This is a genomic window from Fibrobacter sp. UBA3629, assembly GCF_002374005.1.
Taxonomy (GTDB): domain Bacteria; phylum Fibrobacterota; class Fibrobacteria; order Fibrobacterales; family Fibrobacteraceae; genus Fibrobacter.
In genome coordinates, this window is sequence record NZ_DFLC01000007.1 from 126,638 (window position 1) to 146,651 (window position 20,014).

Annotated in this window: 18 protein-coding genes and 1 tRNA gene; 11 read left to right on the plus strand and 8 right to left on the minus strand. The window is 53.9% G+C overall.

Annotated features, from left to right (window positions below; translation table 11 throughout):
* Positions 1-524 precede the first annotated feature (524 nt).
* Positions 525-1,535 (plus strand): adenylate/guanylate cyclase domain-containing protein, encoded by a 1,011-nt coding sequence (locus B2310_RS02695; protein ID WP_290728469.1) that lies wholly within the window; start codon positions 525-527, stop codon positions 1,533-1,535.
* A gap of 21 nt (positions 1,536-1,556) precedes the next feature.
* Here B2310_RS02695 and B2310_RS02700 read toward each other — a convergent pair whose 3' ends face one another.
* The 4 genes from B2310_RS02700 to B2310_RS02715 all read right to left on the minus strand — a co-directional run bounded on the left by B2310_RS02700 (position 1,557) and on the right by B2310_RS02715 (position 5,025).
* A complete protein-coding gene (locus B2310_RS02700; protein WP_290728471.1) occupies positions 1,557-2,414 on the minus strand; it encodes a biotin--[acetyl-CoA-carboxylase] ligase in 858 nt (285 codons plus the stop codon).
* A 39-nt stretch (positions 2,415-2,453) separates the two neighbouring features.
* On the minus strand, positions 2,454-2,909 hold the full coding sequence (locus B2310_RS02705) for a hypothetical protein (protein WP_173381862.1): 456 nt from the start codon (positions 2,907-2,909) through the stop codon (positions 2,454-2,456).
* Positions 2,910-3,001: 92 nt separating this feature from the next.
* Positions 3,002-4,009 carry a tRNA (adenosine(37)-N6)-threonylcarbamoyltransferase complex transferase subunit TsaD gene (gene tsaD, locus B2310_RS02710; RefSeq protein WP_173381861.1) on the minus strand — a complete coding sequence of 336 codons (1,008 nt, stop codon included), beginning with the start codon at positions 4,007-4,009 and terminating at the stop codon, positions 3,002-3,004.
* Positions 4,006-5,025 carry a CdaR family protein gene (locus B2310_RS02715; RefSeq protein WP_173381860.1) on the minus strand — a complete coding sequence of 340 codons (1,020 nt, stop codon included), beginning with the start codon at positions 5,023-5,025 and terminating at the stop codon, positions 4,006-4,008. The genes tsaD and B2310_RS02715 overlap by 4 nt, the downstream gene beginning before the upstream one ends.
* A gap of 136 nt (positions 5,026-5,161) precedes the next feature.
* On the opposite strand from B2310_RS02715, the gene B2310_RS02720 reads away from it, so the two are divergent.
* From B2310_RS02720 to B2310_RS02740, 5 genes are read left to right on the plus strand one after another with little or no spacing between them, the layout of a single operon-like run.
* Complete coding sequence (locus B2310_RS02720; RefSeq protein ID WP_290728473.1) at positions 5,162-5,956, plus strand: cell division protein FtsX; 795 nt, start codon at positions 5,162-5,164, stop codon at positions 5,954-5,956.
* Positions 5,957-5,958: 2 nt separating this feature from the next.
* Positions 5,959-7,203, plus strand: coding sequence for a murein hydrolase activator EnvC family protein (locus B2310_RS02725; protein WP_290728475.1), 1,245 nt, complete (start codon positions 5,959-5,961; stop codon positions 7,201-7,203).
* Positions 7,200-8,321: an ATP-binding protein gene (locus tag B2310_RS02730; RefSeq protein WP_290728477.1), complete on the plus strand. Its 1,122-nt coding sequence runs from the start codon at positions 7,200-7,202 to the stop codon at positions 8,319-8,321. The genes B2310_RS02725 and B2310_RS02730 overlap by 4 nt, the downstream gene beginning before the upstream one ends.
* Entirely contained in the window at positions 8,321-10,018 is a 1,698-nt protein-coding gene (gene recJ, locus B2310_RS02735; protein ID WP_290726283.1) for a single-stranded-DNA-specific exonuclease RecJ, read from the plus strand. The genes B2310_RS02730 and recJ overlap by 1 nt, the downstream gene beginning before the upstream one ends.
* A 7-nt stretch (positions 10,019-10,025) precedes the next feature.
* Positions 10,026-10,535: a hypothetical protein gene (locus B2310_RS02740; protein ID WP_290728479.1), complete on the plus strand. Its 510-nt coding sequence runs from the start codon at positions 10,026-10,028 to the stop codon at positions 10,533-10,535.
* A gap of 12 nt (positions 10,536-10,547) precedes the next feature.
* On the opposite strand, the gene B2310_RS02745 is transcribed toward B2310_RS02740, so the two are convergent.
* Complete coding sequence (locus tag B2310_RS02745) at positions 10,548-10,973, minus strand: hypothetical protein (RefSeq protein WP_173365580.1); 426 nt, start codon at positions 10,971-10,973, stop codon at positions 10,548-10,550.
* Between the two features lie 18 nt (positions 10,974-10,991).
* Positions 10,992-11,074: transfer RNA gene (locus tag B2310_RS02750), tRNA-Leu, on the minus strand.
* Between the two features lie 67 nt (positions 11,075-11,141).
* Here B2310_RS02750 and B2310_RS02755 point away from each other — a divergent pair.
* From B2310_RS02755 to B2310_RS02775, 5 genes are all read left to right on the plus strand, one after another.
* Positions 11,142-11,669: a hypothetical protein gene (locus B2310_RS02755; RefSeq protein WP_290728481.1), complete on the plus strand. Its 528-nt coding sequence runs from the start codon at positions 11,142-11,144 to the stop codon at positions 11,667-11,669.
* 200 nt (positions 11,670-11,869) lie between these two features.
* Positions 11,870-12,445, plus strand: coding sequence for a pilus assembly FimT family protein (locus B2310_RS02760; RefSeq protein ID WP_290728483.1), 576 nt, complete (start codon positions 11,870-11,872; stop codon positions 12,443-12,445).
* 7 nt (positions 12,446-12,452) lie between these two features.
* Positions 12,453-12,959, plus strand: a complete 507-nt coding sequence (locus B2310_RS02765; protein WP_290728485.1) for a type IV pilus modification PilV family protein — start codon at positions 12,453-12,455, stop codon at positions 12,957-12,959.
* A 114-nt stretch (positions 12,960-13,073) separates the two neighbouring features.
* The gene (locus B2310_RS02770; protein WP_290728487.1) at positions 13,074-16,619 is read left to right on the plus strand and encodes a hypothetical protein; all 3,546 of its coding nucleotides are present in this window, start codon (positions 13,074-13,076) and stop codon (positions 16,617-16,619) included.
* Positions 16,620-16,644: 25 nt separating this feature from the next.
* Positions 16,645-17,826 carry an acyltransferase family protein gene (locus B2310_RS02775; RefSeq protein ID WP_290728489.1) on the plus strand — a complete coding sequence of 394 codons (1,182 nt, stop codon included), beginning with the start codon at positions 16,645-16,647 and terminating at the stop codon, positions 17,824-17,826.
* A 7-nt stretch (positions 17,827-17,833) separates the two neighbouring features.
* Here the strand turns inward: B2310_RS02775 and B2310_RS02780 are convergent, their stop codons facing one another.
* Both B2310_RS02780 and B2310_RS02785 read right to left on the minus strand, forming a co-directional pair.
* Positions 17,834-19,111, minus strand: coding sequence for a M16 family metallopeptidase (locus tag B2310_RS02780; protein ID WP_290728491.1), 1,278 nt, complete (start codon positions 19,109-19,111; stop codon positions 17,834-17,836).
* 11 nt (positions 19,112-19,122) lie between these two features.
* The gene (locus B2310_RS02785; RefSeq protein ID WP_290728493.1) at positions 19,123-20,007 is read right to left on the minus strand and encodes a nuclease-related domain-containing protein; all 885 of its coding nucleotides are present in this window, start codon (positions 20,005-20,007) and stop codon (positions 19,123-19,125) included.
* Positions 20,008-20,014 lie beyond the last annotated feature (7 nt).

The window sequence follows — 20,014 nt, forward strand, 5'->3', positions numbered from 1 at the left end:
AGGCTGCAGCCATCGCGCATATCGATGACGCGGCCTTTTTTTGTGCGCTTATGCCGTTGGCGGGAAGCTTGTATTTTAAGCGGAAATTGTAGTAAGAGAATTCTTAAAAAAAACAAAGCCTCGGTTCACAAACCGAGGCTATCTTCATGAATAAAGTTATGGATGCATCGTGTTTTGGTTGAATCTCGCCATGAAAAAACCTCGTTAAAGATTCTTTCATGGCGGGGTTCGAACCCGCATCTCTCCTTTCGTCAAGGGAGGCTCTTCCAATTAAGCTACACGCGCATGTTTGCGATAGTTACAAATAATCTTAAAAAAGCCATATTGTTGCGAGCAATGTGGCTTCAATCATTCGCAACGCAAATAAATATAGGATAAAATAAATAGTTTGTCAATAAAAATAGGGCTGCGGAATGCTATTTAAGAATAAAATAAGAATTGAGGCTGGTTAGGGAAGACTGTAAGAAATAAGTATAGATTGTTTTGAAGAAAAAAAGGTAGATTGAAGAAAAAAGGATAAAAAAATGGACGATAAAGAGAAAAAAGCAATAAAGGTCTTTCAAAATAAGAAGATAAAGGACGTTGCTACTAAAGAAAAAGATTCTTTTTTTTCTGTGCGATATATTCCGTCGAACTCTATTCTAAAACAAGTTGAAAGTATTAGTAATCAAAAAACTAATTCAATACTTAATTCTTGGGTAAGACTTGCTGCTGATGAAAAAACCTATAAAAGACAAATAGAGAATGAAAAAAGAATATTAGAAATATCCTCAAGAATTTTGGGGCAAATTAATGATGATAAAAAACGTAATGAAAATATTCGAGAGTTGGAAAATGAAACTTTAAAAAAATATTTGTTATCTAGGTTATCTCAAAAAGCTCAGGAAAAGAAAGGTGAGAAAAACTTTTTGGATGTTTTTCGGTTGAATTCAAACCATAAATCAGTTGTTGTTTCCATTGATATACGAGATTCAACACAACTTATGCTTAATGCAAAGACACCAGAATTGTTTGCAGAATTTATCAGCGACGTTTCGGAAAAAATATCAAAAGTGATAAAAGAAAATTATGGTATACCAGATAAATTTACAGGTGATGGATTGTTGTGTTTTTTTCCGAAAGGATATTCTGGAGAAGATGCCATTTATTATGCATTAAGAGCGTCTGCTGCCGCTCATAAACTTTTTGAGACAGAGTACAAAAAGCATTATGATAAGTTTTCTGTAGTTAAAGCAGATGTTGGTTTAGGAATTGGAATAGACTATGGAGATGTGTTTTTTGCCCCGATATGTCAGGAACCTACAATAGTTGGTAAACCGGTTGTTTATGCGTGTAGACTGTCTGCGGCTCCAGCATATCATACGTATTTAAATCAGCCGGCATTTGAATGTGTAGAAAAGAAATATTCACACCTTTATTCTTTTGATACTCATACCATTTCTTTCAAAAACCAGGGATCTATGGTTGCGTATGATGTTGATCTGAATTTTGACGCAATTTCGCCAAAGGAACCGGAATGGTTGAATGATAATTAAAGCTTAGACTCGATTTAATCTCTACACTTCTAAATCGGCGGAGTAAACTACTTCGGTAGTTCCGTCGTCGCATTCGAATAGCAGGCTGCCGTCATCGTTCATGTCGATGATGCGGCCTGTTTTCTTTGTGGCGCCTGCGCTGTTGTCGCGATTCTGGTCGGTGCAGCGGTTGTTCACGACGACGGTGCCGCGTGCGCCTATAAACTGGTCCATCTTGCGCCAGGCGGCAACCCACGGCGATATCCCGAAGGCTCGGAACTGCCCGATGGCGCGCTCCAGGCCTGCGACAAGCGACTGCAGCAGTTTTTCGCGGTTGACGCTTCGCCCGCAGATATCCTTGAGGGTAGTGACGGCCCTGCCCAGGTGCGCGTAGTCCGCGGGGTCGCTGTTCACGTTGATTCCGATTCCCATGCTGATGGTGGGAGTGCCTTTTATATAAACTAATTCAGCGAGTATCCCGCAGAACTTGTGCTTGCCGCACAGGATGTCGTTCGGCCACTTGACAGTGATTTTCCCGATATCCCTGTTGCCGAGCCCCTGCGCATTGGAACTATCTTGCAGGTCCCGGAATATCTCGGCGAATGTGAGGGCTGCCACCTGCGTAATCTGCGGTGCGGATGCAAGCGGAATTCCGTCGAGCGGGATGAGGATATTGAAGTAGAGGTTCTTGCCGGCGGGGGAGGCCCATGTGCGTTCGTGCCGCCCGCGGCCGGCTGTCTGCGTGTCGGCGACAATGAGCGTGCCGGGTACGATTTCACCCGCGGAGGCGCGTGCCTTCATCAGGCTATGCGTGCTTTCAATGGAATCGAAAAGGAATGCGGGTGCGTCGCCGAATCCCGCGAGGTGCCATTCTGAAAATTTTGCTTCGGGCGAAAACATATTCAAATGAAGATCCCCGGACAAGCCGGGGATGACAAGCTATTCTTCGTCTTCCTTCTGTTCCTGCAGTTCCTTGAGCGCTTCTTCGGGGAAGATGGTAAAGAATTCGCGCTTGCGGTCTTCGAAGAGTTGCAGCATGCGTTCCTGTTCGAACTGCTCGCGGTCGATGTTCTGCATGAAGAACTCGTCGCGGGCGAAGTCGCGGGTGGTCATCATTTTCTTGAGGTCGTCGGAGATGTCCATGCGGTCCCATAGGATATAGTAGGACTGCACGTCCAGACTGCCGAAAATGTCCACGTTCAGGAAGACGGAATTGGCCTTGCTGGAATCGACGAGTTCGACTTTCGTCTCGCGCTTTTCGGGACGGAAAACCTGGGCGTCGCTCACGTTCTGGGGGATATCCTTCGGGGTGTCTTCGGCAAAAGAGAAAACGGCGAAAGCGGCGGCCATCACGGCGGCGATGCAGAAAGCCCTATGTGGATTCCGGATAGTCATGGATACAATATAAATTCAAGTTTGTTAAAAAGCGAGGGCCGTGCAAAAGTTTGTGAGTAAAATCCCCGGAAACTGCATGGAAAATCCATTTTTTACGGTGCGAGCGGCATCCAGGGCTTTACAACGTCGATGGACTTGAGCTGCCCTTGGCGGTTGCGGCGGATGGCAGCCGCGGCGATCATCGCCCCGTTGTCGGTGCTGAGGCTCCTGTCGGGGATGCAGAAACGGATGCCGTGGCGGCCGCAGTAGTCTTGGAGGCGGTTCCTGAGCCATGCGTTCGCGCTGACCCCGCCACCGACGACGAGCGTCTTCATGCGGGTCTTCTTGAGCGCGTTGATTGTTTTTTCCACAAGGCTGCCAACGATGGCGTCTTCGAGGGAGGCGCAGATGTCGCCCAGGTTCTTTTGGATGAATTCCGGGTCGTGCGTCTCGGTGTAGCGCAGCACGGCAGTCTTTAATCCGCTGAACGAGAATTCGCAGTTGTCGTGCGAATGGAGGGCTCGGGGAAATTCGACGAACTTGCGGTTGCCGTTTTGGCCGAGCCTGCTTATTGTCGCCCCTGCGGGGTACTTGAGGCCGAGCAGCTTGCCGCATTTGTCGAACGCTTCGCCTGCGGCGTCGTCGCGGGTGCGCCCGATGCTCGTGTACCTGAATCCGGGTTCTTCCATCACGAGTTCGGTGTGCCCGCCCGAGACGGTGAGCGTGAGGAACGGCGGCTCTATATCCGGGTTGCTGAGCCAGGCGGCGGCGAGATGGCCTTCGAGGTGGTTCATGCCGTAGGCGGGAATCTGGAGGTCGCGCGCAAGCCCTTTTGCGAAGCTCGCTCCCACAAGAAGCGGCCCCATGAGGCCCGGTCCCGTGGTGTAGGCGATTGCGTCGATATCCTTGAGACCGATGCCCGCTTCCCTGACGGCCGCTTCCGCGATGGGGGCAATCTTTTGCAGGTGGGCGCGAGCTGCAATTTCGGGAACGACGCCGCCGTACAGCGCGTGTTCGTCAATCTGGCTGTAGAGCGGGTTCGAAAGGACCTTGAGAGGTTCGTCCTGCAGGACGGCGCAGGCGGTCTCGTCGCAGCTGGATTCGATGCCGAGCCAAATCATTCGAGTTTCTCCTCGGAATCCTCGCTCAACGAATCGGCCGGGGCGACAGGTTCTGACTTGATTTTTTGGAGCGAGACCTTGTCTGGCGAGAGCTGGATTGCCTTGATGGACATTTCGCGGTTGACATCTGACCCGAGCTGCAGCTTTACCGTCGGCGCGAGGCTGTCGACGTCTTCTATCTGGAAACGGTTGTATTCAACAAAGAGGTTGACGTTGTTGATGCTTACGGAGTCGAGGATCCTTTCGCCGCCGGTGATCTCGACGGATACGCTTCCGGGGGTGAGCCTGAATGCGCCCCTCTCGAAAATGCCGATGAGCTGCACGGGGACGTTCCTGATGGTCTTCTTGCCGATTTTCTGGATGCTGACCGAGATATCGATGATGGAATCGCTCGGCGTCACGTGTGCCGGAAGCTGCTTGAAATCCAGGGGGATGGAGAAGGTGGTGTCCGCCTTGAGCGAATCGAAGATGGTCGAGTCCGTCGGTATTTCGATGATGCGCGTGATGACGTTCCTTGCTCCGGAAACCGTGACGTAGTCGGGAGTCATCTTGGGAAGGTCCGTCAGCAGGTAGCCCGTTGCCGCATCGAAGGTGGACATGGAACGGATGGGGATGTTGCGCACGATTCGCGTGTCGAGGTCAATGTCGATGAAGAGGAGCTGGTTGTCCGGCTCGATAAAGCGGATGTTCGGGAAGGCGGGCGCGGAAAAATTCTTGTCGGTGATGTGCATGCGCATGGAACCGAGCTCCGCATCCTGGAGGTCGACGATGATTGCGGCGACGGTCGTATCGTTGTTCTTGAGTTTTGACTTGAGGCGCATCAGGTCGAATGGGGCGCCCTCGAGCGTGACTTCCATGAAATGCGGCGGCTTGGAAGCGATGGCTAGCAGCTCGGGCAGTCGGACCAGGCGCACGGGCACTTCCATGGTCACCTTGAAGGTGTTGAGTGACATGACATAGAGCCACAGTGCGATTCCGAAAATGAATGCCGTAATCTTTAATGCGATATGTTTCATAGATGCCCCGAGAGACCCTCTTAAATTTAGTTATATTCAATGCGTGTTCGGACAGATAAGGTATCTAATATCGGAATCTTTTCGTGGGTGGCGGCAACATCGCACGGTCATTTTGCCGTCGCTGCTTACGATTTTTTTGAGTTCGCTGCTGCTGGCGGCGTCCCTTACGGCCCTGGGCGGTGTTTTCCGCATCCTCCGTGCCGAGGGGTCGCTCTATACGGTCGAGGCTTTTTTGCCCGAGAACGTGTCTGCGGATTCGATTGGCGCCATCAGGAACCGGCTCGAGCATTTCAGGAATATCGACTCGGTCGAGTTCGTGAGCGCGGATTCGGCGCTGGCTGATTTCCGTAGGCATTTTTCTGGCGAGATGCTGGACCTTGTCGACGAGAATCCTATCCCTCCGTTTTTCCGCATGACCCTGGTTCCGGGTGCGCGTAACCCGTCGGACCTGGTCGATGTCATGAATGCGCTGTCCAGGGAGGGGTCGTTCGAGGAAGTGCAGGCTCCCGTGGCTTGGGCGACCCGTGTGTCGGAATGGAAGTTCAAGATGGTTTTCTGGCCCATTTGCTTGAGCGTCATGCTGTTGGTGACGCTCTCGCTCATCATCTGCAATTCGGTCCGTCTGTCGCTGATGTCGAGGAAACTTCTCGTGGAGAACATGAAGTATGCGGGCGGGAGTCCCTTCTTCATCGAGTTCCCGTTTGTCCTTGAGGGGATGATGCAGGGTTTTGTCGGCAGCGCTCTGTCGGTCCTGCTGCTTGGGGCGGTCGTCAATTCCCTTGCGCGCGCCATGCCGATGCTTGCTGAAAATATCGGAGGCCTCGGTATTCTCCTTGCCCTTGTCGTGTGCATGGTGACGGCGCTCTCGGCCTATTTCAGTTATCGTACGGTCCAGGAGTTCCTCCTCGCCAAGCGGAACGAACGGGACTAGCCATGCGTCTGCTTGTCGCACTGCTGTGTTTATTTGTTGGCCTTTCCGTGGCGGCTCCGAAGAAGACGGAAGCCCAGATCAGGGAGCAGAAGAACGCCCTCAAAAAGCTGGAGTCCGATCTTGCCAAGAAGCGCGAAGAGCTCGTGCTGCTCGAGACGGAAGAGAAGGGGGTCATCAATACGATTTCGCTTTTGGACCAGAATCTGAACCAGACGCGCATCTATATCAACGAGCTTTCGAAAAACGAGTCGCTGGTGCAGCGTGCGGTAGAACAGCTCCAGCACGACATCGATTCCCTGGACCAGAAGATACACGTGCGTCGCGAGGCGATGAAGGTCCGCATCCGGAAACTGTATGTGAGCGGCCGCTACAGCGATGCCGAGGTGCTCTTCCAGCTCCTGACGCGCGAAGGGAACCCTCAGCGCGAGGCGTACTGGGTGCATCACGTGCTGAACGAGGACCGGGTGCAGGTGGAAACGCTTGCCGCGATGATGGCCGAACGCGATGAGATGAAACGGCAGGAGGAAGAGCACCTGGCGGATTTGGGAAAGTTGCGTGAAAAGAAAGCTCGCGAAGAGAAGGGCCTTGTGACGCAGATGGGGAACCAGGAACAGATGCTCCTGAGCCTCAAGCACGACAAGGCGATGCAGCAGCGGGCCCTTCAGGAATTTGAAAGAAACCAGAAACTGATGCTGACGCTTATCGCGAAACTGGAAGAAAAGCGCAAGCGCGAGATCGAGGCGGCGAGGAAGGCGGAAGAGGCCCGCAAGGCCGAAGCGGCGCGACGGGCGAAAAAGAAGCAGAAAGAAACGAAAACGGTCACGAAGCCGAAGAAGACGATCGCGGGTTCGGTCAAGGGACCGAAGTGCATGCCTCTCGAAGGCGATATCATAAGCCAATATGGCCTGCAGGAACATCCGGTCCTCCACATTATGACCCGGAATCTCGGGGTGGAAATCCGCGGTAAGCGCGGGGCGTCGGTTCGCGCCGCTGCGGCGGGAACTGTCGCCATGGTTGCCGAAATCGATGGCCGCGGCCCCTCCGTGATTATCGAACACGAGGGAGGAACCTATTCCGTCTACGGACACCTGAAGTCCATCCGCGTCCAGGAGGGAAAAACGGTACGTAATTGCGAAGAAATTGGCGAAGTGGGCGATATCGCAAGCCTAAATGGAATTAAATTGTACTTTCAAATTAGTGAAGGGACCCAGACGGTGGATCCCCTGCAGTGGTTGAAACAGAAATGATCGAGTATAGACTGAATGGACCGGTTTCCCAGGAACGCCAGCGCATCCGCGTGATGGCGGCGCTTCGCGAATGCAGATTTCCGCAGGCCATACTTATTGACGGCCCCGGCGGCATCGGCAAGAAGGCCCTGGCCATGGAAATCGCGAAGGCGCTCCAGTGCACGGACCCGAACGTGCGGCCGTGCGGAAAGTGCTTCGGCTGCAAGATGGCGATGGATCCTGGGGCTACGGACAACTGGGTCTTGCCGATGGAATCCAAGGAGGCGCATGCCCGTAGTGCGGACGAAGTGTCGGCGGGTAGTGTCGCGAAGACGGTGCAGGATTTCAAGCAGGCCTACATCGAGGAAATCGTCAAGAATCCCTACCGCATCGATGTGTTCGGTGCAGGTGCCGAAATTTCCGTGGACCTGGTGAGGAACATGACGGGCTCCTTTGCCTTGAAAGGCGACCGGGTCCGGGTGGTCATTATCGCGGAAGCCGACAGGATGAACGATTCTGCGGCGAACGCCTTCCTGAAGACTCTGGAAGAAGTCCCTCCGGATACGTATTTTGTCCTCACGACGTCTTCGCGGGAAAGCCTGCTCCAGACGATTCGCTCCCGTTGCCTCGCGTTGCACCTGTTGCCGCTGACCGATGCCGAGGTCCGCAGCGAGACCCTGCGCGTTTTGGGCGATGATGAAGATGCCGAACTTTCGGACGACGTGGTGGGCCTTGCGGTCGGTTCGCCCGGCAAGGCTCTCTATTATATGAACCGCGCTGCGCCCTGGTGTAAACTGGCCGCGGATTTTGTCGTCTATAGCCTGCGCAACGAGTATAGCGAGGCGTTTGCGAGCCTGGCCGAAGCGTCGCTGGAAGATGCTGCCGAGGCGAACCGTTTTTTGGAAGTGCTCTCGTTTCTGCTTTCGGACCTTTTGCGCAAGCAGGCGCATGCGCCGTTGCGGTTGGCCTCTACGACGGGTGCATTGGACATGGACGCTTTCCCCAGGGTCGATGCGAGCGCTCTGGAACTAGCCCTTTCGGCCGTGCAGGAAACGATGACCCGCATCGCAAGTCGACGCTCGGCTCCGATGGTCTGCCTGCAGTCGCTGTCCATCAAGCTTTTCGAGGGGTTTAAGTGATGCTCGATACGGTGGCATCGACCCTTTCTCGGGAACTCAAGATTCCGCATCTTGTAGCGCGGTTCCTGGTTTCGCGTGGAATATGCAATGCGGTCGATGCAAACCGGATTCTTTCGGACGGAACGGGCGCAGAACACTCTCCGTGGCTCATGATGGGAATGGAAGAGGCCGTGCGCTGGGTGCTGGATGTCCGGGAAAAAAAGCAGAAGGTGTTTATCTTCGGCGATTACGATTTGGACGGCATGACCTCGGTGACTCTTCTGTCGCGAAGCCTTTCGCAGATTGGAATCGAGTCGGACTGGCGGCTCCCGAACCGCTTTGGCGATGGCTACGGGCTTTCCATTTCGGCCGTGGATGAAATGTACGAGGCGGGCGCACGCTGCATTCTCACGGTCGATACGGGTATTACGGCAAACGAGGAAATCGCCCATGCGAAGTCGTTAGGCATGTCCGTGATGGTTGTCGATCACCATCAGCCCTCGGGGGATGGACTTCCGCCTTGCGATGTCCTTCTGGATCCGCATCAGAACGGGGATTCTTATCCCAATCCGGAACTCTGTGGCGTCGGCGTTTCGTACAAGTTGATATGCGCCATCTACGAACGCCTGCAGATCCAGGTCCCGGAATCGCTCCTGGAACTTGTCGCCCTCGGAACTCTTGCCGACCTCGTGCAGATGACACCCGAGAATCGAGCCTTTACGAAGCGGGGGCTCAGGCTGTTGCAGAATAGCGGCTGGCCCGGAATCCAGGCGCTCTATGCTTCGCTGATGAAACCCGGCAGCATGGTCGGCGGCATCGACGTGATGTACAAGGTCGCCCCGCTCCTGAATGCGCCCGGCCGCATGGAAAAGCCGGATCCGGCACTCAAGCTTTTGATGTGCGAAGACAAGAATCTTGCGGGGACGCTCCTTTCCGAACTCAAGGACTGGAATGCGCTCCGCAAGCAAAAGGAAGCGGAAATCACGGAAATGGCCCTGAAGCGCGTGAAGGAAATCTATGGAGACGAGATTCCGAAGGTGCTTGTGGTCGATGGCGAAAACTGGCATGTGGGAGTCATCGGTATCGTTTCGGCGAAGCTGGCTCAGGAATTTGTGCGGCCTGCGGCGGTACTTTCTGTTGTTGACGGTATCGCCCATGCGAGTGCGCGCGCCGTTCCCGGTTTCAACTGGCACAAGGCCCTGTTCAGTTGTCGGGAACTTTTTGACCGATGGGGCGGGCATGCCAATGCGGCGGGCTTTTCCCTGGCTACGGACAAGATTGGCGAACTGCGCGAACGTCTCGAGGCTTCGGCGGTGGAGCAGGGATATTCGGGCGATGCGGAAATCGTGGACGAGTCCCACGCCTATGACATCCAGGTTGCTTTGGGCGAACTCGTCGTCGAGGGCAGCCGTCACCGTATCGACAGGACGGTTCTCGACTATTTTGACATGATGGAACCCTTCGGTGGAAACTTCCCGTATCCGGTGCTCAAGGCGACGGACGTGACGGTTCACCGTGTGAAGGAACTCCGCGGCGGTCACTTGCAGATGGAAGTCTCCCAGGCTGGAAGCCCCGTTTTTTCGGCTATCGCTTTTGGATTGCGGAAGTGCAAGTCGCTCCTGGGCGCGGGAAAGAAAGTGTCTATCGTGTTTGAGCCCTCGTGGAACTACTTCAACAACAAGAAGACCATGCAGCTTTGCATCAAGGCTATCGAATAGCGGACGCATGCGTAAACTCCTTCCCTACTTTTTTTCCTTCCTTACGGTCGTCTTGGCCGGTATAGCCCTGTTCGAACCCTATGTGCGGTTGCGCGACGTGGGGGCGGTTCACGAGATGGCGGAGCCTGTTCCGGAGGCGGAGGAATTCCGGAGTTTCAGCGGACGGGTGGTATTGCCTTCGGTCGATGACATCTACGTGTTGGACAATTCTGCAGGCCGTGATATCCCGGCGTTCGTAAAGTACCTGGAAGGCCGTGCTGCCGGACTCCACTGGCTTGCTCGGGCCTACTTCAAGGCCCACCGCGGTTCGGGGGATGTGGCTCTCGGACTCCGCCTCACCATAGATTCGTTGGGGGTCTTCCATTGTGGGGAGTTCCAGTTCTCGGATGCCAAGGACCGCTCCCTGGAAAGCGACCTCAGGGAACACATCGAATTTTACTGGCGATACCGCCGCAGTACGCAGGGAAAGACGGAAATCTGGTTCCCGATTCGGTGGAATGAAAAGTATAGCCGTTGATGGAGCGGGCGGCTAGCCCTTCAAAATCTTCAGCAGCTGTTCGGTGCGCTTCTCAATGAGGATGAACGCTTCGAACATGCGGGCTTCGCGCCACTTGGTCAGATACTTCACGCGCCATTCCGCGGCCACCTGGTCAGGGGCTTCGGGGGCGTCTTCGTTACGGTACCAAACTTCCTTCGTGATTTCGCGAATCATGTCGCCCATCTCGGCGGCAGGCTGGAGGGACCCCTTGCACAGAAGCAGTGCGCGGAGGTTGTCGAGCAGCACTTCGTCGCTTGGGTTTTCCGAGTCGTCGCGGGCGCAGTCCCAGATTTCGCCGCGGTGGCGTTCCGTCCAGCCCATGAGGTGCTTCTCGGTGCGTTCGAGTTCACCCTTCGCGAGCTTTTCTTCCACGGCTTCGCGGGGGTAGTAGATGCTGTTCGGGTAAAATTCGATCATGGTCATTCCCAAGGTTAATGCCCGGGGCGGGACTTGAACCCGCACGAGGTTGCCCCCAAGGGATTTTAAGTCCCCAGTGTCTACCATTCCACCACCCGGGCAGGTGTGCGTGCCAAATATAGCATTTTCCGTGGCCGCACTTGCCAAAAATTGTTAGATTGTTCTTTGATGACACCTCTTTCGAAAAGTTTTCGTTCTGTTCTGGGGGCAATCGCCATTGCGTTTGCCCTGTGCGAGCCCGCGTTCGCTTATGACGAGGATCTGGATACCTACCGCGAAGTCCGCGAGGAACTCGCTTCGCTCCGTGATAGCTACATCGCCGACATCAACATGGCCATGGAGGAGGCCAATGCGGATAACCCCGAGGGCTGGTTCAAGGCTCGGCAGGACGGGTTCGGGCGATCCTGGAAGGATACGGATTTCGAGGCCCCGATGAGCGAGGTCTTTACCATCGAGGAAATTCCCTACGGGTTCAAGGTTCGCGGGAAAAAGGGCGAATACAAGTTTAATTTCGAGGTCGTGGTCGCAACCCGCGATTCGGACATCTTCTACGTGGTCTCGGTCCGCTCGGGTACAAACCCCGCCGCGAAGGAAATCGTAAATGAGGTCTTCAAGAACGAAGCCTCGGATTACCATAGTCCCTGCCCGAAGGATGCCATTACCTGCTATAAGGGCCGCGCGGTCTACGGAAAGTAGCGAAAATAGTTCAAAAACGGCAAAAAATCTTATTTTTGCATTATAGTAAATAAAACTTTACCGCATCCGGCGTTTTTAATATATATTTAAGGAGCCGGTTGTCCGCGGAGCCGGTTTTTTGAGGTGTATAAAAATCCGCGGAGGGTTTGAATTGCTAACTTTTTGAGTATCAAGTAGTTGTGATTTTGCAGGAGTGCAGGATGAAACTGGGAATACGCCCCGGAAAAGCTGGTTTTACCTTGGTCGAGGTCCTCGTGGTGGTCACCATCATGGGCATCCTCTCCGGTATCGGGGTGGCCAGTCTGCGCAGTGCGGTTGCGAACAGCCGAATCAAGGACGCCGGTATCAACGTGACCGCCTTCATGCAGCGCGCGGCGAACGAGGCTACGCGGTTGAACGAGAAACTGACCGTGGAAGTGGAAAATAACAACAAGTCACTGAGACTTTATAAATGTACTACAGTTGGCGATGATGGAAACTGCTCTGCGCATGATTCACAAATTCTTGATGAGATGACGCTTGAGTCGGTAAGCGCGTTTGTTCCTGGACAGGCTGGTGGTACTGACTGTCCGACGCTTGGGGGCGAAACGACGCTAAATGCCAAGACGTCAATATTGCTTACTCCTAAAATAGGTGTGTCACCTATTTCCAGTGGCTGTATTTTGATCCGATATGGAAGTACAGACCGGTTTGCGGCCTCCATCAAGTCCCCGACGAAGTTCTCTATGTATTATGAGTTGAGTTACGATTCTGGTGCGAGCTGGTTTGAACCGTAGGTGTGTTATGGATAAGTTAATAAAGAACAAGAAAGGTTTCGGCATCACGGAGGTGCTTATCTCCGCGGTGGTTCTCGGTCTTTTGTACATGGCGATTCTCCACATGCAGACGGGCAACCGCGAGGCTTTGCTCCGTATCCGTGGGCGTGACGGCGCCATCGAGGTCGCACAGCAGGTCATAGATTCCCTGAACCGTATCGGCATCGCGTCCATTCCCGATGAGTCTACGCCACCTGGGGACGACAGTGAAGATGAAGTTGTTGGCCATGACTATATCTGGAAATGGGACCCGATACAGCGTTCCTGGGACCGTGGCGAAAAGGTCGGTGGAGGACAGTCCACCATCCAGTATACTCCGACCGTGACGGTTTCTCCTACGACCGACTATACTGCGACAAGCGAATCGAACCTTGAGTCGGTTCAACATGTCTATGCCAAGCAGGTGAACGTGCAGGTCTCCTGGCAGTTCAAGGGCTCCACGCAGTCCATTAATATGTCCACCGTGATTCGCTAGGCCGCATTGACTGTGATTTTCGCCGGGATTTGCTCCCGGCTTTTTCTTTTGGATTTGCATTTCTAATTTTTTTATATACTTTTTAAAGAGTATGGTTTTATTAGGAGATTCCGTATGGTTAGGAAATCTACCCTCTTGAAAACAGCAACTGCGCTTGCGCTTTCTTTTCTTGTGACAATCTCTTGGTCCGCGGACCTTTCGGACGAGCAGGAAGGTGCGTCCAAGTTCTATTGCGTGAAACTGACGCGGGATGTCAATTATAATGCTGCAATCCAGCTGTCGCAGCAGAATGCATCGTACGAACCGGACTCGGGCGAGTCGTGTTTCGAAAAATGGGATTCTCCGGAGGGTTACCAAACGGCATATGAGTTTATTGGCGAACTTCTCTATAATTCTAACGTTCAGCCAGAAGCGTTGTTGCTTGCTTCGGATATCGACTTCGGCGGTTATGACGGGCAGACGCAGTCGTGTAATGAATATTTCAAGCCATTTGAGTTTGATATTACGTCTCAGATAAAACTTACAAGTGCGGAAGACGGTATCTATACGATTAGGGGAATCTGTTATACCTCGCTTTCTGATGAGGCTTCGTTTGGCGGAAACCTGATTGGTTCCGTTCAGAACGTCCGGTTCGAGAACATTCGTCTGGAATCCCTTACCTTTGCGAGCCTTTTTGGCACGGCTGTGAATGAACCCGAAGTGAATAATGTCTATGTTGCAAACGCGGCCATAAGTGCTCCTGTAGCGGGCCTTTTCGTTTCGTCGTCGGTCGGGCTTTATGTGACGGATTTCGAGGGAAGCTCCATTCAGGTCCGTTCTATTCCCGATATGGACTTGAATGACGCTGTCGATTTAATTTATCCTTCTTCGGTCGCGATTGGAGGCCTTGCGGGCAGCGTGTCTAATATGTTTGCGGTCGGCGTCTCCGTAGATGGCCTTAGCGTGTCGAACAACGCATACCTCTGGGATGGTGCCCATCACTTTGTCGAGGAGGTTTCCATGGTTGAAGCGCACATAGGTGGAATTGTCGGTCATACAGGGCGTGTCGAACTGCGCCGGGTGGGGCTTGACAGATCTTTGTTGAGCGACGATGCTTCTGCGGGAAATAAGCAAATGTCTTACCTGGGCGGACTTGTCGGCTCGCTTACGTACAATACGATGGTGTGGTTCCATTCCACCTACACCTTTAGCGATATCACTTGTTCATTGGAAAGGGGCCCGCAACATTGCAAGGCGGGTTATCTTGCAGGTTTGGCTGTATTCTCTGATTCCCTTTCCAAGAATGCGAACGATATAAGTATAGTCTCGAATTTCCATTACACCGAAGCCGCCTATGATTCCGCTTCAGGCATGTTTGGTGAAGCTTACTGCGATTACCTGAAGCCATATATGCCGGATAATGAGCAGGGCCTGGAACATATATCCTGTGCATACGAATTCAATACCTTTGGCGAGCTTTCTGTGTTGGATGATGAAAACGGGGAAACCACCTTCGCTCCCAAGGCCTATGCCCACGGCAACTACCGAAGCGCAGCCGGGAATACGGTGGCGACGGACAACTTTGACTCGGACACCTACATGTTGGGTGGAGATACGCGCGAAGCGGTCTCCGTGGGCATCATTGAGAAGGAGTATATGCAGGGTCAGGCGTTTGCCGATGTCCTGAACCGCTTCAATGCAGATTACGGGAATGCCACGGTGGAGTGGATTGCTGACACTTCTCGCGTTTATCCGTATGTCGCATCGACTTACCATGGAGTAAATGCGGAAATCTCCAACGTGCACAGGATTGTGTTTATGCTTGACTGCATCGAGTCGGGATGCCTTACCGAAAGCGAGGAGCGCATGCTTGGACAGTTTAATAATTACCGGATGGGTACTAACGAGTTCGAATTTGAGACGGACGAATCTGGAGCAATCACAAATACGGCGTGGCTCGAATTTGCGGCTAGCCTAGAACAGCCGAATGCTGACCGCGACCCTGTTCACTGGGAAGGCCCGAGCGACAACGGTCCGTACAAGAGGTTCTCTGCGGACGAGGCGTACGATGGTGATTACTTCTTCAAACTTATGGCAGGTGCTTCGCCAGATTCAAACGGCGTGGATGAGGGAGAAGTTGATGTGGCTTCCTCGACTCTGTTCCTGTCGGGTAACGCTGTCCAGCTTGCCGTAAAGACGGACGACTTCACGATTGGAAATGGAACGCCTTTTGTAAGTGTTTTCCTCGAGGATTTGGACGGAAATGTAATCGATGATTCCACGATGGATTTTCCGAACGGCGGATGGCCCGAAATGATCACGTGGGAAAAGTATCCGCTTGCCGCAGGCATGTACCATGTCGTCGCAAAGATGTACAACGGGAAGGGCGACAATCCGGACGTGCGCGAGTGGGATTTCGAGGTGAATCGCGAAATCGCGAATGATTGCGGAGACTGCTGGCAGATGATTGCGCTTTCGGATGTCGATTTCGATAGCTACAAGTGGAACGATGACGGGGTGTTCTACTGGTGGGATGAATTTGCCAGTTTCGGCGATTACTGGCAGTACAAGAATTTCACAAAGAAGGATTCACCGGAACAGGGAAAGGGGTACTGGTACAATTCGCTCGAAGGCCGCCCGCTTGTGCTCAAGGATGAGGCCTTTACAGGCGAGGCCGTGTGGTCGCTCGATAGCGTAAACAGCGGCTGGAACCTGGTCTCTAACCCTTACGGCTGGAAGATGAAGATTGGCGTTGCTGGTCAGGAAAATCGGGAAGAAAAGCCTGAGTTGGAATTCTGGCGCTGGAACACGCAAACTGGCCAGTACGACCCGCCTGAAGCTGTGGAGGAACTTGAACCTTACGAAGCCGTGTGGGTAAGGCTCAATCGCGGTGTGGCAAAGGATTTGCCGCTTTCTACGGAGCCGGCCTTTGTTGATTTCGTGAATGAGGAAGGTGAAACGGAACCCGTGAAGTCGCTCAACAAGAAGGGTGTGCTTGCGAAGGCGGCCGGCGCCGACGGCTGGGCATTGCAGGTGGAACTCTCCGATGCGAACGGCAAGATGGACAGCTGGAATATGCTCGGCGCGGGCAAGGTAGCCTGGAGTTCCGAGGAACCGCCTGCAGGCATGGGCAACCGCGTGAACCTCAGCATCATGGATGCGGGCAGGCGCCTTGCAAAGAGCGTGAAGGCACTCGGCGAAGACGCGTATGAATGGGACGTGGAGCTTTCGGCAACAAGCGCGCGTGCGGGTTACCTGAAGTTTGCGGGTATCGACGGAATTCTCGCGAGCGGGCTTCGCGTGTTCGTGACTGTCGATGGCGTGACTACCGAAATGCGTGACGGTGAGACGCTGCAGTTGGCGCTTTCTACGACGGCGAAGTCCGCGAACATCCGTGTTGCGAAGTCTGCAAGGAAGGTTGTCGCGCAGACATTGCAGGGCTTGCGCGCCTCGCAGAATGCCGGCGCCTTGCAGGTTGTATTCGATGCTTCTGCCGGCTTGGACGGTGCCAGGTCGCGTGTCGATGTTGTCGATACGAAGGGATCCGTTGTCGCTACTGTGGATTTCAAAGCGGTCGAAGGCTCTAACAGGATTTTGCTGGAAATCCCGCGCCGCGGTCTCCACGTTATCCGCGTTGTCTCTGGTAGCCAAGTCGCCTTGCAGAAGATTTTGCTGCGGTAGCAGATTTTCTAAATTATACCGCACGATGGCAGAGAACTCCCCGAACGCAGGTGCAAAAAAGCCGGATTACTTTCCGGCGATTGACGGCCTGCGCCTCCTCGCGAGCATAAACATCGTGATGCTCCACTTGGGTAGTTCGAGCGCGCTTGCCTACATGGCAAGCAACACTTGGCTTATGCCCGTCTTTACCGCACCCGCATTTGCGGCAGGCATATTCTACGTGTTCGCGGGGTTCCTCTTTGCAAGCAAGTTCAGCGATCCGGAACGCCGCATACCGGTAATCCCGTTCATGTTCGCCCGCATAGCGAAGCTATACCGGCTCCACTTCTTCATGACCCTCCTTATGTTCGTGGTGCTCGTGTTCAAGTTCAGCGGCTACACGCACTTGCCCGGCCCAGGCGAAATCGTTGATTGCGCCTCGGCGGGGCTCGCGAAGATGTTCCACCCCTGGCGTAGCCTGCTCCTGCATCTTTCGCTCACGTGGTCCATCGTTCCCGACCTGGGCATGAAACTCAATGAGCCCAGCTGGTCGCTCACGAGTTTCTTCATGTGCTATGCCATCACGCCGTGGTTCAGCCGCTGGCTCTTTAGGCAGAATCGCCGCACCCTCTGGATTCTCTTCTTCGCGGTGTTCGTCCCGGGCATCGCGTGGGCAGTGTTCTTCGGGCTTTCGGGCAACCTCTGGTTCGACAGTTACGATGAAAAGTACAGGTTCTTCCACATGTTCGCCCCCGTGCGCGTGTTCGAGTACATCTTCGGCATGGTCATCTTCCGCCTGTACAAGGAAGGCTTCTTCGAGTTCCTCAAGAAGGACTACGTGAGCGGAATCATTCAGGCATTGCTCCTTGCCGCCCTCTACGGGAGCCTCTTCCTCATGTCGCCCTCGTTCAATCCCGGCGTAAACTACTTTATCCACCATAGCGTCGCCGTGTTCATCTACGGGCTGTTCGTGCTCTCGCTCCTTTCGGGCAAGGGCTTCATGGCGCGGTTCTTCTGTATCGGCATCGTGCGCAAGGTGGGCCGCGCGAGTTTCTACCCGTACCTCATACACCTGCCGCTCATCACGATTGCTTGGGGTATATGCAACCTGAACACTCCCAAGAACACGCTCCTCTTTATGCTGTTCGTCTACACGGTGAGCACGCTCTACATGGAGTTCAAGGTCTGGAACAAGAAGCGCAGGGCGCGCGCCGTGCAGTCGAAATAGCTGTTGCTTAATGTTCGAAAAAGTCGAGGGGGAGCTCGGTCTTCTTGCGGCCGGCGGGCTCGATGACCGCGGCGGAGAACTTTGCGGCACCGAACAGGCGGTTTACGGTACCGACGACTTCTTCTTCGGTCATGGACTTGATGATTTTCTCGGAGTGCTCCATCGTGTGGAACTCGCCCAGGTGTAGCGTCTGTTCGGCCATGCGGACAACGCGTTTTTCGGGACTGTCGGCGCCGAGGTACATGCCTCCCAGAATGTTTGTTTTGGTGCGTTCGAATTCGCCCTTGTTGAAACCACGCTTCAAGAAACCGTGCGTTTCGTTCAGCGAAAGCTCGAGGGCAGTCTTGAGCTGGTGCGGCTCGGTCGCAAGCGATACGCCCCAGTCGGTGCAGTCGCAGTAGATATCCGCGGTAGAATACACGGAGTAGGCGAGGCCCTTGTCTTCGCGAATCTTCTGGAACAGGCGGGATGCCATGCCCGCACCCATCGCGACGTTGAAAAGCGAGAGGGCGCAACGCCCGCGCTCGTCCATCAGGTTGCGGTCAAAGCTCAAGCCCCAGAAGAGGTTCGACTGCGCGATGTCCTGTTTCTGCACGACCTTCACACTGTTGTGTGCCCGGTAGGTGTCTGCGGGCAACACGTCGGAACATTTTTTTTGTGCGAACTTTTCCGCACAAAGTTGAACGAGTTCCTCGTGGTCCACCTTGCCCGAAGCGCAAATTAGGAGCGGAATCTCGCTTATGACCTGCTCCCTATACTTGAGCATCTGCCTGTGCGTGAGCGCCTTCACCTGCTTGACGGTGCCCGTGATGGAATGTGCGATGCCGCTGCCCTTGAAATGGATGGCGTTGAACACGTCGCCCACGATTTCTTCGGGAATGTCGTCGTAGCTGTGGATTTCCTCGATGATTACGCGACGTTCTTTTTCCATCTCGCCCTTGTCCATGCGCGGGTGCATGAGCATGTCGGCAATCACGTCTATAGCGAGCGGAAGATGGCTCCGTTCAATCTGCGCGTAGAACCCGGTCTCTTGCCTTGTGGTGTATGCTTCCAGGTTCCCGCCCTTGTCCTCGATGGCGTGCGCGATTTCGAGGGCGCTGCGCTTTTCGGTTCCCTTGAATACCAGGTGCTCGTAAAAATGACTTAGGCCAAATTCATCCTTCGCCTCGTGGCGGGATCCGCGCGGCACCCAAACGCCAACCGCAACCGAGTAAGCGTGCGGCATGTAGTCTGTCAGGATGGTGATGCCGTTATCGAGAACTGTCTTTTTTACAATCTGCTTCATAGTGTATCGTTTTAATTTTGTTCGCGGGATACTCCCTTTCGGTGCGTGTAATCCCGGTGCTTCGCCTTGACTTCTTCGCTTGCATTCATGCAGGTGGTGAGTTTGTAGTAAAAATCCTCGATTTGTTTCGGGGTATAAATTGTCTTACGTCCCGATATGCGCTTGAGCAGGACATCCTGCAGTTCGCTGCAGTGGACGATGCTCCAGAATTCGTTGTCCTTTGGTACCTTGCGGAGAATGCAGCGGTCGCTGAATACAATGAACGAAATAAAGTGAGCCTGCTCGTGGCGGATTTTCAGGAAATGTTCCAGTGCGAGGATGTGTCCGATGTTTTGGCGGATGGGGTTGTGGAACGTGTGCTCCGTGTGCTCGGTTAGGTGCTGATTCCAACGTTCGCTTTCGAGGTCGCCCGAGATTTTGCCGGAGAGGTTCTTGCTTTCGAGAACGTAGAATCCCGACTGGTGCAAAAGCAGCGCGTCGATTTCGGTGTAACCTGCGCGCGCGGGAACGTAGAGGTTCCGCATTAGCACGTACTTGCGCTTGTCGGTGTCGCAGACGCGTGCGGTGAGCGCCATCATCGCCGCTTCGCCGAAAATGCCGCGCGGGTCGTTCACGATGCGTTCATCGTTGAATTTCGGGTCTAGCTTGAAGAAGTTCTCGCTGCGGTTGGGGGCATGCGTGATTCCGTAGCCTCCCAGTTCGAAGGGCTTGCCCATGTCGCGAGCTTTATTCCCGAGTCCCTGGCGCCGTTCGTGCTCAAAATCGTGAAAGGTCTTGCGCCGTCCATCGCTGTGGTACATCTTGTGGTTCTTTTTCGGCGCCTTGCCCTTGATCTTGAAAAAGACAAGGGCGAGCAGCAGAATTAAACCGAGGAGAGTCGAAAGCGAAAAGGACATGCCGCAA

Coding starts and splice junctions, on each gene's coding strand:
- B2310_RS02695 (WP_290728469.1), top strand. CDS start 525: ATGGACGATAAAGAGAAAAAAGCAATAAAGGTCTTTCAAAATAAGAAG.
- B2310_RS02700 (WP_290728471.1), bottom strand. CDS start 2,414: ATGTTTTCGCCCGAAGCAAAATTTTCAGAATGGCACCTCGCGGGATTC.
- B2310_RS02705 (WP_173381862.1), bottom strand. CDS start 2,909: ATGACTATCCGGAATCCACATAGGGCTTTCTGCATCGCCGCCGTGATG.
- tsaD (WP_173381861.1), bottom strand. CDS start 4,009: ATGATTTGGCTCGGCATCGAATCCAGCTGCGACGAGACCGCCTGCGCC.
- B2310_RS02715 (WP_173381860.1), bottom strand. CDS start 5,025: ATGAAACATATCGCATTAAAGATTACGGCATTCATTTTCGGAATCGCA.
- B2310_RS02725 (WP_290728475.1), top strand. CDS start 5,959: ATGCGTCTGCTTGTCGCACTGCTGTGTTTATTTGTTGGCCTTTCCGTG.
- B2310_RS02730 (WP_290728477.1), top strand. CDS start 7,200: ATGATCGAGTATAGACTGAATGGACCGGTTTCCCAGGAACGCCAGCGC.
- recJ (WP_290726283.1), top strand. CDS start 8,321: ATGCTCGATACGGTGGCATCGACCCTTTCTCGGGAACTCAAGATTCCG.
- B2310_RS02740 (WP_290728479.1), top strand. CDS start 10,026: ATGCGTAAACTCCTTCCCTACTTTTTTTCCTTCCTTACGGTCGTCTTG.
- B2310_RS02745 (WP_173365580.1), bottom strand. CDS start 10,973: ATGATCGAATTTTACCCGAACAGCATCTACTACCCCCGCGAAGCCGTG.
- B2310_RS02755 (WP_290728481.1), top strand. CDS start 11,142: ATGACACCTCTTTCGAAAAGTTTTCGTTCTGTTCTGGGGGCAATCGCC.
- B2310_RS02760 (WP_290728483.1), top strand. CDS start 11,870: ATGAAACTGGGAATACGCCCCGGAAAAGCTGGTTTTACCTTGGTCGAG.
- B2310_RS02765 (WP_290728485.1), top strand. CDS start 12,453: ATGGATAAGTTAATAAAGAACAAGAAAGGTTTCGGCATCACGGAGGTG.
- B2310_RS02770 (WP_290728487.1), top strand. CDS start 13,074: ATGGTTAGGAAATCTACCCTCTTGAAAACAGCAACTGCGCTTGCGCTT.
- B2310_RS02775 (WP_290728489.1), top strand. CDS start 16,645: ATGGCAGAGAACTCCCCGAACGCAGGTGCAAAAAAGCCGGATTACTTT.
- B2310_RS02780 (WP_290728491.1), bottom strand. CDS start 19,111: ATGAAGCAGATTGTAAAAAAGACAGTTCTCGATAACGGCATCACCATC.
- B2310_RS02785 (WP_290728493.1), bottom strand. CDS start 20,007: ATGTCCTTTTCGCTTTCGACTCTCCTCGGTTTAATTCTGCTGCTCGCC.